Annotated in this window: 15 protein-coding genes; 5 read left to right on the forward strand and 10 right to left on the reverse strand. The window is 65.0% G+C overall.

Going from position 1 to position 15504, the window contains the following annotated elements:
• Positions 1-148 precede the first annotated feature (148 nt).
• Complete coding sequence (gene purL / locus Q9246_RS10735) at positions 149-4168, forward strand: phosphoribosylformylglycinamidine synthase (RefSeq protein ID WP_306397536.1); 4020 nt, start codon at positions 149-151, stop codon at positions 4166-4168.
• A 59-nt stretch (positions 4169-4227) separates the two neighbouring features.
• Here purL and Q9246_RS10740 read toward each other — a convergent pair whose 3' ends face one another.
• From Q9246_RS10740 to Q9246_RS10775, 8 genes are all read right to left on the reverse strand, one after another.
• Positions 4228-4668 carry a GNAT family N-acetyltransferase gene (locus Q9246_RS10740; RefSeq protein WP_306397537.1) on the reverse strand — a complete coding sequence of 147 codons (441 nt, stop codon included), beginning with the start codon at positions 4666-4668 and terminating at the stop codon, positions 4228-4230.
• Entirely contained in the window at positions 4659-5231 is a 573-nt protein-coding gene (locus Q9246_RS10745; RefSeq protein WP_306397538.1) for a hypothetical protein, read from the reverse strand. Before Q9246_RS10745 ends, Q9246_RS10740 begins: the two co-directional genes overlap by 10 nt.
• Before the next feature lie 147 nt (positions 5232-5378).
• Entirely contained in the window at positions 5379-6155 is a 777-nt protein-coding gene (locus Q9246_RS10750) for a peptidylprolyl isomerase (protein WP_306397539.1), read from the reverse strand.
• A gap of 82 nt (positions 6156-6237) precedes the next feature.
• Positions 6238-7017, reverse strand: a complete 780-nt coding sequence (locus Q9246_RS10755; RefSeq protein ID WP_306397540.1) for a peptidylprolyl isomerase — start codon at positions 7015-7017, stop codon at positions 6238-6240.
• Positions 7018-7124: 107 nt separating this feature from the next.
• Entirely contained in the window at positions 7125-7403 is a 279-nt protein-coding gene (locus tag Q9246_RS10760; protein WP_306397541.1) for a BolA family protein, read from the reverse strand.
• The gene (locus tag Q9246_RS10765; protein WP_306397542.1) at positions 7400-8032 is read right to left on the reverse strand and encodes a septation protein A; all 633 of its coding nucleotides are present in this window, start codon (positions 8030-8032) and stop codon (positions 7400-7402) included. Before Q9246_RS10765 ends, Q9246_RS10760 begins: the two co-directional genes overlap by 4 nt.
• A 13-nt stretch (positions 8033-8045) precedes the next feature.
• On the reverse strand, positions 8046-8441 hold the full coding sequence (gene msrB / locus Q9246_RS10770) for a peptide-methionine (R)-S-oxide reductase MsrB (protein ID WP_306397543.1): 396 nt from the start codon (positions 8439-8441) through the stop codon (positions 8046-8048).
• Between the two features lie 45 nt (positions 8442-8486).
• Positions 8487-9950: a protein adenylyltransferase SelO gene (locus Q9246_RS10775; RefSeq protein WP_422802383.1), complete on the reverse strand. Its 1464-nt coding sequence runs from the start codon at positions 9948-9950 to the stop codon at positions 8487-8489.
• A 219-nt stretch (positions 9951-10169) separates the two neighbouring features.
• Between Q9246_RS10775 and Q9246_RS10780 the strand changes: the two genes are divergently transcribed.
• Positions 10170-11822: a 3-(methylthio)propionyl-CoA ligase gene (locus Q9246_RS10780; RefSeq protein ID WP_306397544.1), complete on the forward strand. Its 1653-nt coding sequence runs from the start codon at positions 10170-10172 to the stop codon at positions 11820-11822.
• A gap of 49 nt (positions 11823-11871) precedes the next feature.
• Positions 11872-12687, forward strand: a complete 816-nt coding sequence (locus Q9246_RS10785; RefSeq protein ID WP_306398141.1) for a DUF817 domain-containing protein — start codon at positions 11872-11874, stop codon at positions 12685-12687.
• On the opposite strand, the gene Q9246_RS10790 is transcribed toward Q9246_RS10785, so the two are convergent.
• Together Q9246_RS10790 and Q9246_RS10795 are read right to left on the reverse strand one after the other, a co-directional pair.
• Positions 12684-13778, reverse strand: coding sequence for an NADH:flavin oxidoreductase (locus Q9246_RS10790; protein ID WP_306397545.1), 1095 nt, complete (start codon positions 13776-13778; stop codon positions 12684-12686). The genes Q9246_RS10785 and Q9246_RS10790 overlap by 4 nt on opposite strands.
• A 28-nt stretch (positions 13779-13806) precedes the next feature.
• Positions 13807-14199 carry a RidA family protein gene (locus tag Q9246_RS10795; RefSeq protein WP_306397546.1) on the reverse strand — a complete coding sequence of 131 codons (393 nt, stop codon included), beginning with the start codon at positions 14197-14199 and terminating at the stop codon, positions 13807-13809.
• Positions 14200-14326: 127 nt separating this feature from the next.
• Here Q9246_RS10795 and Q9246_RS10800 point away from each other — a divergent pair, with 127 nt between their 5' ends.
• Both Q9246_RS10800 and Q9246_RS10805 read left to right on the forward strand, forming a co-directional pair.
• Positions 14327-15235, forward strand: a complete 909-nt coding sequence (locus Q9246_RS10800; RefSeq protein WP_306397547.1) for a LysR substrate-binding domain-containing protein — start codon at positions 14327-14329, stop codon at positions 15233-15235.
• 46 nt (positions 15236-15281) lie between these two features.
• The gene (locus tag Q9246_RS10805) at positions 15282-15479 is read left to right on the forward strand and encodes a YqaE/Pmp3 family membrane protein (RefSeq protein ID WP_306397548.1); all 198 of its coding nucleotides are present in this window, start codon (positions 15282-15284) and stop codon (positions 15477-15479) included.
• Positions 15480-15504: the final 25 nt, after the last annotated feature.

The raw sequence follows: 15504 nt of genomic DNA on the forward strand, positions 1-15504 counted from the left end.
GTAAAGATACCGGCAAGTTTCAATTCGATCAAGGAAACTGCAGTGTCATATTGTCAGTCGGCCGGGGCCTGACCCATAGTGCAACACTGTATAATAGCGGGCTATCTTCCACCCAAGCAGCCACGCTGCATCAACGACTGTCCAAGCCATGTTGATTCTGCCGGGTTCCAATGCCCTGTCCGCCTTCCGTAGCCAACGCCTCCTGAGCCAACTGCAAGCCGTCGCCCCGTCGATTGCCGCCGTCCAGGGACGCTTCTACCACTTCATCGACACCAGCGCACCGCTGAGCACTGACGATACGCAACGTCTATCGGCCATGCTCACCTATGGCGAGCCGGCGCTGGAAACGCTGTACGAAGGCGTGACCGAGGAGTTCTTCGTCATCCCGCGCCTGGGCACGATCTCGCCCTGGGCCTCGAAGGCGACCGACATCGCCCACAACTGCGGCATGGGCCACGTGCACCGCATCGAGCGCGGCGTCGGCTACACCGTGGTGCTCAAGAGCGGCATCCTGGGCAGCAGCATCGGCGCCGCCAAGAAGCTCACCGACGCGGAACTGGCAGCCGTCAGCGCGCTGCTGCACGACCGCATGACCGAATCGGTGCTGCGCAGCGCCGACGACGCCCAGCACCTGTTCAACGAACTCGAAGGCAAGCAGCTGGAAAGCATCGACGTGCTGGGTGCGGGCCGCGACGCGCTGGTGCGCGCTAACACCGAGCTCGGCCTGGCGATGTCGGAAGACGAAGTCGACTACCTGCACGACGCTTTTACGCGCGCGCAGCGCAACCCGACCGACGTCGAACTCATGATGTTCGCCCAGGCGAACAGCGAGCATTGCCGCCACAAGATCTTCAACGCCGACTGGATCATCGACGGCGTCAAGCAGGATAAGTCGCTGTTCGGCATGATCAAGAACACGCACCAGCTGAATCCGCGCGGCACCGTGGTCGCGTACAGCGACAACTCGTCGATCATCGAAGGCGCTACCGTTACCCGCTTCTTCCCGCGCGACGGCCAGGAATACGGCGCGTCGACCGAGCTGACGCACACGCTGATGAAGGTCGAGACCCACAACCACCCGACCGCGATTTCCCCATTCCCGGGCGCCTCGACCGGCGCCGGCGGCGAAATCCGCGACGAGGGCGCGACCGGCCGCGGCGCCAAGCCGAAGGCCGGCCTGACCGGCTTCACGGTCTCGAACCTGCTGCTGCCGGATGCGCAGCGTCCGTGGGAAAACGCGTCGGACGTCACCAAGGGCGAGCGTCTCGATACCGTCTACGGCAAGCCGGAGCGCATCGCTTCGCCGCTGCAGATCATGATCGACGGTCCGATCGGCGGCGCCGCCTTCAGCAACGAGTTCGGCCGCCCGGTCCTGGGCGGCTACTTCCGCGCCTACGAGCAGAACGTCGGCGCCGCGAATGCGGTCTACGGCTACCACAAGCCGATCATGATCGCCGGCGGCATCGGCAATATCTCGGCCAAGCACACGCACAAGGACGAGATCCCGGTCGGCAGCCTGCTGATCCAGCTGGGCGGCCCCGGCATGCGTATCGGCATGGGCGGCAGCGCCGCCTCGTCGATGGCGACCGGCACCAATACCGCCGACCTGGACTTCGATTCGGTCCAGCGCGGCAACCCGGAAATGGAACGTCGCGCGCAAGAAGTCATCAACGGCTGCTGGCAGTTGGGCGAAGACAACCCGATCATCTCGATCCACGACGTCGGCGCCGGCGGCCTGTCGAACGCCTTCCCGGAAATCGTCAACGACGCCAAACGCGGCGCGATTTTTGACCTGCGCAAGGTGCCGCTGGAAGAGAGCGGTTTGGCGCCAAAGGAAATTTGGTCCAACGAATCGCAAGAGCGCTATGTATTGGCGATTTCGCCGGATGACCTTGCAAAATTTGCATCGCTGTGCGAGCGCGAGCGCTGCCCGTTCGCCGTGGTCGGCACCGCAACCGAAGAGCGCCAGCTCAAGCTGATCGACCAGCAGGAAGGTAATTCGCCGGTCGACATGCCGATGGACGTCCTGCTCGGCAAGCCGCCGAAGATGCTGCGCGACGTCGAACACGTCAAGCATGCCTTCCCGCCGGTTGACCTGACCGGCATCGAGCTGCCGGAAGCGGCGCGCCGCGTGCTGCTCAACCCGACCGTGGCCGACAAATCGTTCCTGATCACCATCGGCGACCGCACTGTCGGCGGCACCAGCGTGCGTGACCAGATGGTCGGCCCATGGCAGGTGCCGGTCGCCGATTGCGCCGTCACTGCGATGTCCTTCGAGGGCTTCGTCGGCGAAGCGATGGCGATGGGCGAGCGCACCCCGCTGGCCGTGATCGACGCCGCCGCCTCGGGCCGCATGGCCGTGGGCGAGGCGATCACGAACATCGCCGCCGCCGCGATCGCCGATATCTCGGACATCAAACTGTCGGCCAACTGGATGGCGGCCTGCGGCCAGCCGGGCCAGGATGCCGCGCTGTTCGATACGGTGAAAGCGGTGGGCATGGAACTGTGCCCGGCGCTGGGCGTGTCGATCCCGGTGGGTAAAGATTCGCTGTCGATGCGCACCACCTGGAACGACGACGGCCAGAACAAGGCCGTGATCTCGCCGGTGTCGCTGATCGTGTCCTCGTTCGCGCCGGTCGTGGATGTGCGCCGTTCGCTGACCCCGCAACTGCGGACCGACTGTGGCGACACCGCGCTGATCCTGATCGACCTGGGCCGCGGCAAGAACCGCCTGGGCGCCTCGATCCTGGCGCAGGTCACCCAGCAGCTGGGCGACTCGGTGCCGGACGTCGATTCGCCGCAAGACCTGAAAGCCTTCTTCGTCGCGATCCAGCAGCTCAATAGCGACGGCAAGCTGCTCGCCTACCACGACCGTTCGGATGGCGGCCTGTTCGCGACGCTGGCTGAGATGGCCTTCGCCGGCCGCGCCGGCGTGTCGGTCAACCTCGACATCCTGACCATGGAAGGCGAGCACGCCTCCGACTGGGGCGACGCCAAGAACTGGGCCGGCCAGGTGGCCGAGCGCCGCAACGAGATGACCCTGCGCGCGCTGTTCAGCGAAGAGCTGGGCGCTGTGATCCAGGTGCGCGCGGACGACAAGAGCGCCGTCATGAACGTGCTGCGCGACCAGGGCCTGGGCGCCTGCAGCCACATCATCGGCAAGCTCAATGACCGCGGTGCGATCGAGTTCACCCGCGACGCCAAGGTGATCTACAACGAAACCCGCAGCAGCCTGCATCGCCTGTGGAGCGAGACCAGCTGGCGCATCGCGCGCCTGCGCGACAACCCGGCCTGCGCGGATATGGAATACGACCGCCTGCTGGACGAAACCGATATCGGCATGACGCCGAAGATCAGTTTCAACATGGACGAAGACGTGGCCGCGCCATTCATCGCAGCCGGCAAACGTCCGCGCGTGGCCATCCTGCGCGAGCAGGGCGTCAACTCGCATATCGAAACCGCGTGGGTGATGCACCAGGCCGGCTTCGCCGCGGTCGACGTCCACATGAGCGACCTGATTGCCGGCCGCGCCAAGCTGGACGACTTCCACGGCATCATCGCCGTCGGCGGGTTCTCGTACGGCGACGTGCTGGGCGCGGGCGAGGGCTGGGCCAAGACCATCCTGTTCAACCCGCAGCTGTCGGAACAGTTCGCGCGTTTCTTCCAGCGCCAGGACACCTTCGGCCTGGGCGTGTGCAATGGCTGCCAGATGATGAGCAACCTGAAGTCGATCATTCCGGGCGCACAGGCGTGGCCGAAGTTCACCCGCAATAAATCGGAGCAGTTCGAAGCGCGCTTCGGCATGGTCGAGGTGCTGGATTCGCCGTCGATCTTCTTCGCCGGCATGGCCGGCACTCATGCGCCGATCGCCATCGCCCACGGCGAAGGTTTCGCCGACTTCTCGTTGACCGGCGATATCAACGCGGCGCACAAGGCGATGCGTTTCGTGAACAACCGTGGCGAGCCGACCGAAGTCTATCCGTTCAACCCGAACGGTTCGCCGGGCGGCCTGACCTCGGTGACGACTGACGATGGCCGCTTCACCGTGCTGATGCCGCACGCCGAGCGCGTGTTCCGCGGCGTCGTGCATTCGTGGGCGCCGGAATCGTATGGCGACGCGTCGCCGTGGATGCGCATGTTCCGCAATGCGCGCAAGTGGGTCGGCTGACCGCTTGATGCAGCAAGCATGAACGCCTCCCCGGAGGCGTTTTTTTCGGCCGTACGATGTCAGGGAACCGGGCGCGCCAGCGTGTAGCGTATATCGGACGCGTTGGCACGTTCCTTGGTCCAGCCCTGGCGCGCATAGAAATCGTCGGCCCTGGTACCGGCGCCCGTCTCGAGCGTGATCTCGGCAAAGCCCATGTCGAACAGCCAGGCCGTCGCCAAGCCGAGCAGGGCCCTCGCCAGGCCCTTGCCCTCATGCCCGGGATCGACGAACAGCGCCCAGATCGAACCATCGAGCCCGTTCGCATAGCTGAATGCCACGACGACGCCATCGATCTGTGCGACCCACCCGCGGCCATCGCGCTCCAGGAAATCCTCGTACATCTGCCGTGTTACACGGGACGGGTCGCGCAGACGGTACTCGGTAACCGCTAGCCGGATGCGCGACATGGCCGGGATGTCGGCGGCGGTCGCCCGCCTGAAGGTGGCCGCTGCTACGGCCATATCCGGTGTAGCTTGCCCTGCGCCGCGTCCCCGAGCATGACCTGCACGCGCGGATCGATCCGCGTCGGCGGCACGTACTTGAGCACGTGGGCGGCGAATTCTGGCAGCCCCATCTGTGTGCCATACACGCGCACGATGGCGCCGGATGCCAGCTCCAGCCGGTACCAGTTCATGCGCTTGTTGAAGGCGGCTCGCCGTACCTCGCTCCAGTCGAAGCGTCCGCCTTGCCCCAGCACTCGGCCATAGCGCATGCCTTGCTCGTCGACGGCATGCCGCGCCAGGTAGTAATCGGCGATCAGGTAGAAGCTGAGCACCGCCATGGCGCAACCGACCACGAAAGGCAGCACGCCTCCCGTCTCGGTGAATGAGCCGATCACCATCGCGATGGAGAACGCCAGGCAAACGAGGCTGACGATGAGGATTGCCGGCGGCTGCCGCAGGTCGCGGGCCTCGCTCGCCGGCCGTTCGCGCAGGCGGCTGCGGGAGAACCAGCGCATCATGAAGGCCATCGTAACGATCCAGAGCACAACCTGGAAAAGAATGCCGATATAGTCGAATTCCATGGAGCTATCTGCAAGAAGAAAGCCGCAACGATAGCAGATGGCGGGGCCAGGTAATTGCACGAATAATCACATCCGGCATGGCGCCAGGCCATCGCCCATGAAAAAAGCGCTCCCTTGGGAGCGCTTCTCGATGCCATCAACCGGCGATTACTGCACCTTGGCCTTCTTGACCAGGCTTTCGCGGTACACCGCCAGCTGGCGCTGCTGCAGGCCTTCCGCGACTTGTTGCTTGACTTCTTCCAGCGGCGGGATCTTGGTCGCGCGCACGTCTTCCAGCTTGATGACGTGGAAGCCGAACTGCGATCTCACCGGGGTCTCGGTGATGGCGCCTTTTTGCAGGGCGACCATGGCCTTCGAGAACTCAGGCACATAGGTTGCCGGGCTTGCCCAGCCCAGGTCGCCGCCGTTCTGGGCGCTGCCGTCTTTCGACTGCTTGGCCAGCTCTTCGAACTTGGCGCCGCCTTTCAGCTTGGCGATCAGGTCCTTGGCGGTGGCTTCGGAATCGACCAGGATGTGGCGCGCATGGTATTCCTTGTCGCCGATCATGGCCTTCTGCTTGTCGTACTCGGCCTTGATCTCGGCATCCTTGACCGGGTTCTTCTTGACGTAGTCGGCCAGCATCGCATTGATGATGATGCTCTGGCGGGCATTGTCGATGGCCGACTTGACGTCGGCGCGGGCGCCGATGTTCTGCTTGTCGGCTTCCTGGATCAATACTTCACGGCTGATCAGATCTTTCTTGATCGCATCGCGCAGCTCAGGGGAATCCGTGGCGCGGCCCTGGGCGACGACCTGCTTGACCAGCTGGTCGACCCTCGCTTGCGGGATCGCCTTGCCATTGACGGTTGCAGCGTTTTGCGCGAGTGCTGGCACGGCAACCAATGCGGTCATGGCTAACAACAGGCGGGCTGGCTTCAAAATCATTGTTGACATCCTATATAAACACGATAAGTATCGCGGCAGGCGACGAGAGCCGGCGCCTGTTCAGCGCCGACGACAGCACATATTACTGCACCTTTGCCTTCTTGACCATTTGCTCCTGATACTCACGCAGCTTGTCCTGCGCCAGCGTATCGGCGATCTGCGGCTTGACTTCGTCCAGCGACGGGAACTTGACCGGACGGGTGTCGTCCAGCTTGATTACGTGGAAACCGGCATTGGTCTTGACCGGCACGTCGGTGATCGCGCCTTTCTGCAGCTTGGTGAAGCCGGCTTCGAATTCCGGCGGCAGGTTGCCGGGGGTGACCCAGTCCAGGTCGCCGCCATTGCTGGCGGTGCCGGTGTCCTTCGAGGTCTTGGCCAGTTCTTCGAACTTGGCGCCGCCCTTCAGTTTGGTGATGGTCGCCTTGGCTTCTTCTTCGGTGCCCAGCAGGATGTGGCGCACGTGGAATTCCTTGTCGCCGGTCTTGGCCTTGAACTTGTCGTACTCGGCCTTGATCTGGGCGTCGCTCACCGGGTTCTTGGTGATGTATTCGCGGGCCAGGGCGTTGACGACGATCGACTGCCGTGCATTGTCCAGCGCTTCGCGCACTTCGGGTTTCTTGTCGTAGCCCTGCTTGACGGCCTCTTGCATCAGCACTTCGCGGGCGATCAGGTCTTCTTTGACGGCCTGGCGCAGTTCTGGCGTGTCCTGGCCCTGGCCCTGGGCCACGACCTGCTTGACGACGGCATCGGCGCGCGACGACGGGATCGCCTTGCCATTCACCACTGCGAGGTTCTGGGCGAAAGCGGGAGCCGATGCGACGGCGACAAGGGCTAACAGCAGGCGAGCTGGCTTAAAGGTCATGTGTGTTCCTGTAGCGGGGATAGTTGCTGGACGAGATTGGACTAATTATTGTTGACGAGCAGGGTAAATTGTCGGGCCAATTACTTAAAACTGCCTGAAGCCGACGCTCAGGACAGTTCGGAAGGCGCGGTCGCATGGATCGCGAGCGCGTGGATTTCCGCCTTGTTGATCATATCGTGAACGGCATCATACACAAGACGATGCCGCATGACCAGCTTGAGGCCTTCGAACCGCGATGACACGATTTTGACAGTGTAGTGGCTGCCGCCGGTGTTGCCGGCATGGCCGGCGTGGAGGTGCGAATCGTCGATGATCTCGAGCGCGGTGGGGGCCAGCTCGGCCTCGAGAATGGCGCGCAGGCGTGCTTCGCGGTCTATGGTGGTCATGCGTCTTCCTCCTTGATGTATTTGGACAGCATCATCGTCTGGATCACGATGAAGGCAAAGAAAATGCCGGTAAAGCCGAACAGCTTGAAGCTGACCCAGGCGCTGGTATCCGTACGGAAGACCACGAAGGCCATCAACAAGTTCAGCAGGCCCATGCCGACGAAGAACAGGATCCAGACATAGCCCAGGCGGCTCCAGACCAGTTCCGGCAGCTTGATGTTGGCTTCCATGACCGAGCGCATCAGGTTCTTCTTGTAGATCACCTGCGCCACCAGCAGCGCCAAAGCGAAGGCCCAGTACAGGATGGTCGGTTTCCACTTGATGAACAGGTCGTCATGGAAATAGATCGTGGCGCCACCGGCCACCAGGATCACGGCCAGCGACAGCCACAGCATATTGTCGACCTTGCGTCCGCGCGCCAGCAGGTAGCCCACTTGCAGCACGGTGGCGACGATTGCCACGGCGGTGGCGAGCAGGATTGCCGACTGCGTCGGCGGCACGGCGCCGCCGGCGATCAGCGGGCCCAGGTACTCGACGGCCATGCGGTGGGCCCAGTCCTGGTTGTTGTCGCCGTAGCGGTAGACGCCGAAGAACAGGATGACCGGAAACAGGTCGAACAGGAATTTCATCGTCGTGCGGTCCTCAGAGTGGGTCGAAACGCAGCGACGCCGAGTTGATGCAGTAGCGCAGGCCGGTTGGCGGCGGACCGTCCGGGAAGACGTGGCCCAGGTGGGCGTCGCACACGCCGCAGATCACTTCGGTGCGCACCATGCCGTGGCTGCGGTCGACCTTCTCGACCACATTGGCCGGGTCGAGGGCCTGGAAATAGCTGGGCCAGCCGCAGCCGGAATCGAACTTGGTGTCCGATTCGAACAGTGGCGTATTGCAGCACACGCAGGTATAGATGCCGTGCTCGTGGTGGTCCCAGAATTTACCGGTGAAGGCGCGCTCGGTGGCGGCGTGCCGGGTCACCTGGTATTCCATCGGGTCGAGCTGGGCGCGCCATTCGGCGTCGGTCTTGGTCACTTTGTCGGTCATGATGTGCTTTCGTGATGGTGGCGGGCAGGGCGAGGCCGCCGGGGCTCAGGACGAGCAGCTCACCTCGAGGTGGGCCGCCCAGTCCGGCGGCAGGGCCGCGTAGGAGTCGTTCTCGGGCTGGTCGTCGAATGGACGTTCCAGCACGGCCAGCAGCTTGTGGACGCCGCCGAAGTCGCCGTTCTGGGCCTGTTCGATGGCCATCTGCGCCAGGTAGTTGCGCAGGATGTATTTCGGATTGACCTGATGCATGGCCTGGCGCCGGGCGGCGTCATCGGATCCTTCCTGGCGCAGGCGCGCGCGGTACTCACTGGCCCAGGCGTCGAAGGCGGCGCGGTCGATGAACAGGTCGCGGAGCAGCTCATCGTTAGCCGGATCGTCGATCGCGAGTTCGCCCAGGCGGCGGAAGAACAGCGTGAAGTCGGCATGGTTCTCTTGCAGCAGGCCAAAGGTGCGGTCGAACAGGGCGCTATCTTCGTCGCGCACGTCCTTCAGGCCGAGCTTGGCGTGCAGCAGCGCGTCGAGCTGGCGGCCGAACTCGGGACGGTAGACGTCGAGCGCTTCCTCGGCCGCTTCGGGTTCGCCGATCAGCGGTAGCAGGGCATTGGCCAGCGCATAGCAGTTCCAGTGGCCGACCGGCACCTGGTTGGCGTACGAATAGCGCCCGCCCTGGTCGGTATGGTTGCAGATGTGCTTGGCGTCGAAGGCTTCCATGAAGCCGAACGGGCCGTAATCCAGGGTCAGGCCCAGGATCGACATATTGTCGGTGTTCATCACGCCATGCATGAAGCCGACCGCCTGCCAATGCGCGATCATGCGCGCCGTGCGGCGCGTGACTTCGGCCAGCAACTCTTTATAGGGATTGGCGGCGCCCTGGAACTCCGGGTATAAATTGGCGATCACGTAGTCGGCCAGGGTCCGCAGCGCGGCCTCGTCGCCGCGCGAGGCCCAGTGCTCGAAAGAACCGAAGCGGATGAAAGTCGGCGCCATGCGCGTCACGACGGCGGTGCTTTCCATCGTCTCGCGGGCAACCTGCTGCGGCGAGCCGGTCACCACCAGCGCGCGCGTGGTCGGGATGCCGAGCGCGGCCATGGCTTCGGAGCACAGGAATTCGCGGATCGACGAGCGCAATACCGCGCGGCCATCGCCCATCCGCGAGTACGGCGTGCGGCCGGCGCCCTTGAGCTGGAGTTCCATTGGGCCGTTCGTGGTAGCGAGATCGCCCAGCGTGATTGCGCGGCCATCGCCCAACTGGCCTGCCCAGACGCCAAACTGGTGGCCGGAATACACGGCGGACAAGGGCTGCGATCGCGCCGCGACTTTGTTGCCCGTAAACACCTCCACAAAGTCGGGACGCGCGAGCGCGGCCGAGTCCAGCCCGACCAGGGCGGCGGCAGGCCCGCTCGCCGCGATGAAATGGGGCGAGGGCAGCGGCGTCGGCATGAGGCGCGTATAAAACGCCGGTGGCAATTCGGCAAACGAATTGTTCAGTGGAAGTTCGTCGGCAGTGATGGCAGTATCCGTGGCAAGGTGGTCAAGATTGGCGGAATTTTACCGCACCCAGCCGATTCTATTCGCGCACCGGTGCGGCGTGGGCCGGCGTTACATCCGGTAACCGGTCGTTGTCGATGTGAGTCAAACACTTGATGCAGTGCATCATCGAATCCGGTTGACGGCGCAATGATTCAACGACGACACTTTCGGCGTTGCCAATCCGATCATGGAGTGACCATGCAGGCGTTTCCGATGAGCCCCGTGCCGGGCCAGATGATGGACCAGCCGCTGCTCATCTCCGGCATCCTCGAATTCGCGGCGCGCCACTATGGCAACGGCGAGATCGTCTCGCGCCGCGTCGAGGGCGATCTGCACCGTTATACCTACCGCGATTGCGCGCGCCGTTCACGGCAACTCGCCAATGCGCTCGCGGCGCTCGGCGTCGGGATGGGCGAACGCGTCGCTACCCTGGCCTGGAATGGCTACCGGCATCTGGAGCTGTACTATGGTGTCTCGGGCTCGGGCGCCGTGCTGCACACGATCAATCCGCGCCTGCATCCGGACCAGGTCGCGTACATCGTCAACCATGCCGACGATCGGGTCCTGTTCTTCGACCTGACCTTCCTGCCGGCGATCGAGGCCATGGCGCGCCAGTGCGAGACCGTCAAGGCCTATGTCGCCCTGTGCGGGCGCGAGTACATGCCGCCGGCGGGCGCGATTCCCGGGCTGCTGTGCTATGAAGACCTGCTCGATGCCGCATCCAGCGACTACGAATGGCCGCAATTCGACGAGCGCTCCGCCGCAGCGCTGTGCTATACCTCGGGCACCACCGGCAATCCCAAGGGCGCGCTGTATTCGCACCGCTCAACCGTGCTGCACGCCTACGCCTCGGCGATGCCGAACGCCCTGAACGTCTCGAGCGCCGATGTCGTGCTGCCGGTGGTGCCGATGTTCCATGTGAACGCCTGGGGCCTGCCGTATTCGGTGCCGCTGGCGGGCGCCAAGCTGGTGCTCCCGGGGCCGGCGCTGGACGGCAAGTCGCTGTATGAACTGTTCGAGGCCGAGGGAGTGACTTTTTCGGCCGGCGTGCCGACGGTCTGGCTGGGCCTGGTCAATCACGTGCTGGCCAGCGACCTGCGCTTCTCGACCTTCCGCCGCACCGTCATCGGCGGCTCGGCCTGCCCGCCAGCCATGATGGACACGCTGATCGACCGCCTGGGCGTGCAGGTCGTGCACGCCTGGGGCATGACCGAGATGTCGCCGCTCGGCACCGCCTGCACGCTGCTGGCCAAGCACACAGCCATGCCGCCGGAGGACCAGCGCGCGGTGCTGCGCAAGCAGGGCCACGCGATCTACGGTGTCGACCTGAAGATCGTCGACGACGACGGCGCCGAACTGCCGTGGGATGGCGCGACCTATGGCCACCTGCTGGTCAAGGGACCGTGGGTGGTGTCCGGGTATTTTCGGGGCGAGGGCGGCGACGTGCTGCAGGACGGCTGGTTCCCGACCGGCGACGTGGCGACCATCGACGCCGACGGCTACCTGGCCATCACCGACCGCAGCAAGGACGTGATCAAGTCGGGCGGCGAGTGGATCGGCACGATCGAGCTCGAGAACGTGGCGATGTCGCATCCGGCGGTGCTGCAGGCGGCCTGTATCGGGGTGTCTCACCCCAAGTGGAGCGAGAGGCCCTTGCTGGTGGCGGTGCGCCGGCCGGGCATGGAAGTCTCGCGCGAGGAGTTGCTCGGCTGGTTCGCGGGCAAGGTGGCCAAGTGGTGGACGCCGGACGACATCGTGTTCGCCGACAGCCTGCCGGTGGGCGGCACCGGCAAGATCCAGAAGAACAAGCTGCGCGAGGCGTATTCGGGACACCGGCTGCCGACTGCCTGAGTCGCCCGGCATGGTGACCACGCTGCTCGCGGCCTTCGACCGCCACCTGATGGATGCGCGCGCACGGCCGCTCAGCGGCGCGCGCCGCGGCCTGGTCGAGTTCCTGTACTTCGGGATCAAGGAAGCGCGCGCCTGCCTGTTCGTGGCCGGCTTCTTCCTGGCGATGGTCCTGACGCCGCGCGCCGGAGTGTTCGGCGTTCCGCGCTACGACGTGCTGCTGGTGGTGGCGCTGGCGATCCAGGCCGGCATGGTCTGGTCCAGGCTCGAAACCTGGGACGAACTGAAGGCGGTCTCGCTGTTCCACGTGATCGGCTTCGCGCTGGAGGTATTCAAGGTGTCGGGCAGTATCGGGTCGTGGAGCTATCCCGATTTTGCGTACACCAAGGTGTGGGGCGTGCCGCTGTTCGCCGGCTTTATGTACGCCTCGGTCGGCAGCTACATCATCCAGGCCTGGCGCCTGCTCGACCTGCGGGTACGGCATCATCCGCCGTACTGGATGGCGACCTGTATCGCCATCCTGATCTACCTGAACTTCTTCACCCACCACTATATCGGCGACTACCGCTGGTACCTCGCCGCCTGCGCACTGGGCCTGTATGCCCGCACCGAGGTCGTGTTCCGGCCGCTGGACCGCGACCGCCGCATGCCGCTGCTGCTCGGCTTCGTGCTGACCGGCTTCTTCATCTGGCTGGCCGAGAACATCGGCACCTTCTGGGGTGTGTGGCGTTATCCGAACCAGCTCGGGGCGTGGTCCAGCGTCCACCTGAGCAAGTGGAGTTCGTGGTCGCTGCTGGTGATCATGACCTTCACGATCGTGGCGAGCCTGAAGCACGTGAAGGCCACGGTGCACGTGGCTGAACGCTAGGATCGAACCGCTTCGCTGCGGCGACGCGCGGCATTGTCCAGATCCGCCAGCGGCGACAGCAGGCCGCGGTCGAAAGCGTCGAGCGGCAAGTCCTGCTTTACCCGCTGCGGCCAGTCGGCATGGGTCAAGGCTCCGCGGCCCAGCGACACCAGGTCGGCCGAACCAGTGGTTAGCAACGCCTCCGCGCGGGCCGGGTCGTGCAGCGAGCCGTTGGCCATGACCGGCAATCCGCCGTGGCGCCGCGCCAGCGCCGCCAGGCTGGGGCCAGTGCCGAAAGCCGGCTGCCAGGCTTCGAATTCAGTCACGTGCAGGTAGTCCAGCGGCAGCTCGCCCAGCGCGCCGAAGATGTCGGCCGCTTCCTGCTCGCCGCGCCATTTATGGGTGAAGTCGTTGACCTTGCCTTGCGAGATGCGCAGGCCGAGCGTGAAGTCGTCACCCACCTCCTGGCGCACGGCCATTACCGTGTCGCGGATCAGGCGCAGGCGGCACAGCGCCTCTCCGCCATAGCCATCGCGGCGCAGGTTCACGCCTTCGGTCAGGAACTGGTCGAGCAGGTAGCCATTGGCGCCGTGGATCTCGACACCGTCGAATCCGGCTTCGCGTGCGCGCCGCGCCGACTGGACGAAGCCATCGACCGCCTGGACGGTCTCGGCCTCGCTCATCTCGCGCGGCGCCGGATAGGCGCCTTCGCCACGGTAGAAGGCCATCTGCGCGCCTTTCGGCTGGACGGCCGACGGCGCCCGGGTGTCGGTGCGGAAGCGGTTGCCCTGCGATAGCGCTCCGGCGTGCATCAACTGGGCGACGAAGGCGGCGCCATGGCGGTGGACCGCATCGATCACGGGCCGCCAGGCATCGCGCTGGGCATTGTTGGCCAGGCCCGGCTGGAACAGGTAGCCCTGCGACCAGGCTTCGTCGGTATAGATGCCTTCGGTCGTCACCAGCGCGAAACCGCCGGCGGCGAAGCTGCCGTAGTAGTCGGCCATCTGGCTGGTGGCCAGGCCCTCGGCGCTGGCGCTGACGCGGGTCATCGGCGCGACGGCGACCCGGTTGCGCAGCCGCAGGGCGCCGAGTTCGAACGGGGTGGCAAGCATGGTGGTGGCGGTCGGTTCGGCGCGGATCTCAACGGCTCCCTTCGGCGACAGCCGCAATGGCCTCGATCTCGATCGACGCGGCCGGATCGTACAGGGCCTTGATCTCGGCGATGGTGTCGGCCGGGTAGGGCGCGCTGAAGTATTTGCGGCGCAGCGCGACCACTTCGTCGAAATGTCCCATGTCGGTGACGAAGATCGTGACTTTCACCACGTCGGCCAGGCTCGAGCCGCCTGCCTCGAGCGCGCGGCACAGATTGGCGAACGCCTGTTCGCCCTGGGCCCGGAAGCCGCCCTCGACGATCTTGCCGTCGTCGGCGGCGCCGGCCTGGCCCGAGATGAACAGCAGGTTGCCGAATTTGATGCCTTGCGAGAGCAGGAAGGGTGCGTAGTTGTCGGGTTGGGTAACGATGCGTTCGAGCATGATGGTGTCCTTTGGAAGGTGGATGAAGGGCCGCCCGCTGCGGCCAGGTGCTCAAGATACGGTTGGCGCAAGGCGTTGACAAACTCGAAATCGTCAGGCATAAGATGAGTTCATTTCATCCATCGTCATGCGCCGACACCTGCCGCTTTCGTCCCTGCGCGCCTTCGAAGCCGCCGCCCGCCACGGCAGTTTCAAACAGGCCGCCAGCGAACTCGGGGTGACGCCCACCGCCGTCAGTCACCAGATCCGCGTGCTCGAGGAGAGCACCGGGCAGGCGCTGTTCCGGCGCGAGGTGCGCAAGGTGGCGCTGACCGAGGCCGGCGAGCGCCTGTATCCGGTCCTGCGTGACGGCTTCAATGCCTTCGAGGCGGCGCTCGCGGGACTGGGCGCGGCGAGCAAAAGGCGCGAGGTGACGATCTCGGCGACCAGCGCCTTCACCGCCAAGTGGCTGGCGCCGCGCGTGGCCAGCTTCCAGGCGCGGCATCCCGGCATCGACCTGCAATTGCACGCGTCCGACGCCACCGTGGACGTCGCGGGCAATGCGGTCGATATCGCGATCCGCTACGGCCGCGGCCCGTATCCCGGTGCGGTGGCCGAAGCCCTGTTCGCCGACCGCTTCGCGCCGGTGGCCAGTCCTGGCCTGGACGTGGAAGGTGTCGGCGATCTGGCGCGCCTCCCCTTGGTTTCCTTTTCCTGGACCCGCCTTGACCCGCAGAACCCGACCTGGGAGGCCTGGCATGCGGCGGCCGGCCTGCCGTGGCGCGCGCCGGGTGGCCAATTGAAGTTTTCGGACGAAGGCCATGCGATCCAGGCGGCGCTGGCGGGCCAGGGCATCGCGCTCCTGAGCCTGGAACTGGTGGCCGACGACCTGGCCGCCGGCCGCCTGGTGCAGCCTTTCGGCCCGCAACTGCCGGGCCATGTGTATCACCTGGTGCGCAGCGCCGGGCAGGCGCCGTCCGACGAGGTCGGGGCGGCCTTGGCCTGGCTGCGCGCGCAGGCGGCGGCATCCAATCGGAACACGGTACCCGGAGCGTAGCGGCTAGACTGTTGTCAAATTCGACAAACCTCTCTACAGGATTACCATGCGCCTGCTTATCGCCCTTATCCTTCCCTGGCTGACCTTCTTCACCATCGGCCGCCCGGTCGCTGGCATCATCTGCCTGATCCTGCAAGTGACCCTGATCGGCTGGCTGCCGGCAGCGATCTGGGCCGTGTACGCCCTGAGCCAGTACAAGACCGACCAGAAGATCGATCGGGCCCGCCAGCAGCGCGAATTCTGAGGTTTTTGACAGGCAATCGACCGTT

Source organism: Telluria beijingensis (genome assembly GCF_030770395.1).
Classification (GTDB): Bacteria; Pseudomonadota; Gammaproteobacteria; order Burkholderiales; family Burkholderiaceae_D; genus Telluria; species Telluria beijingensis.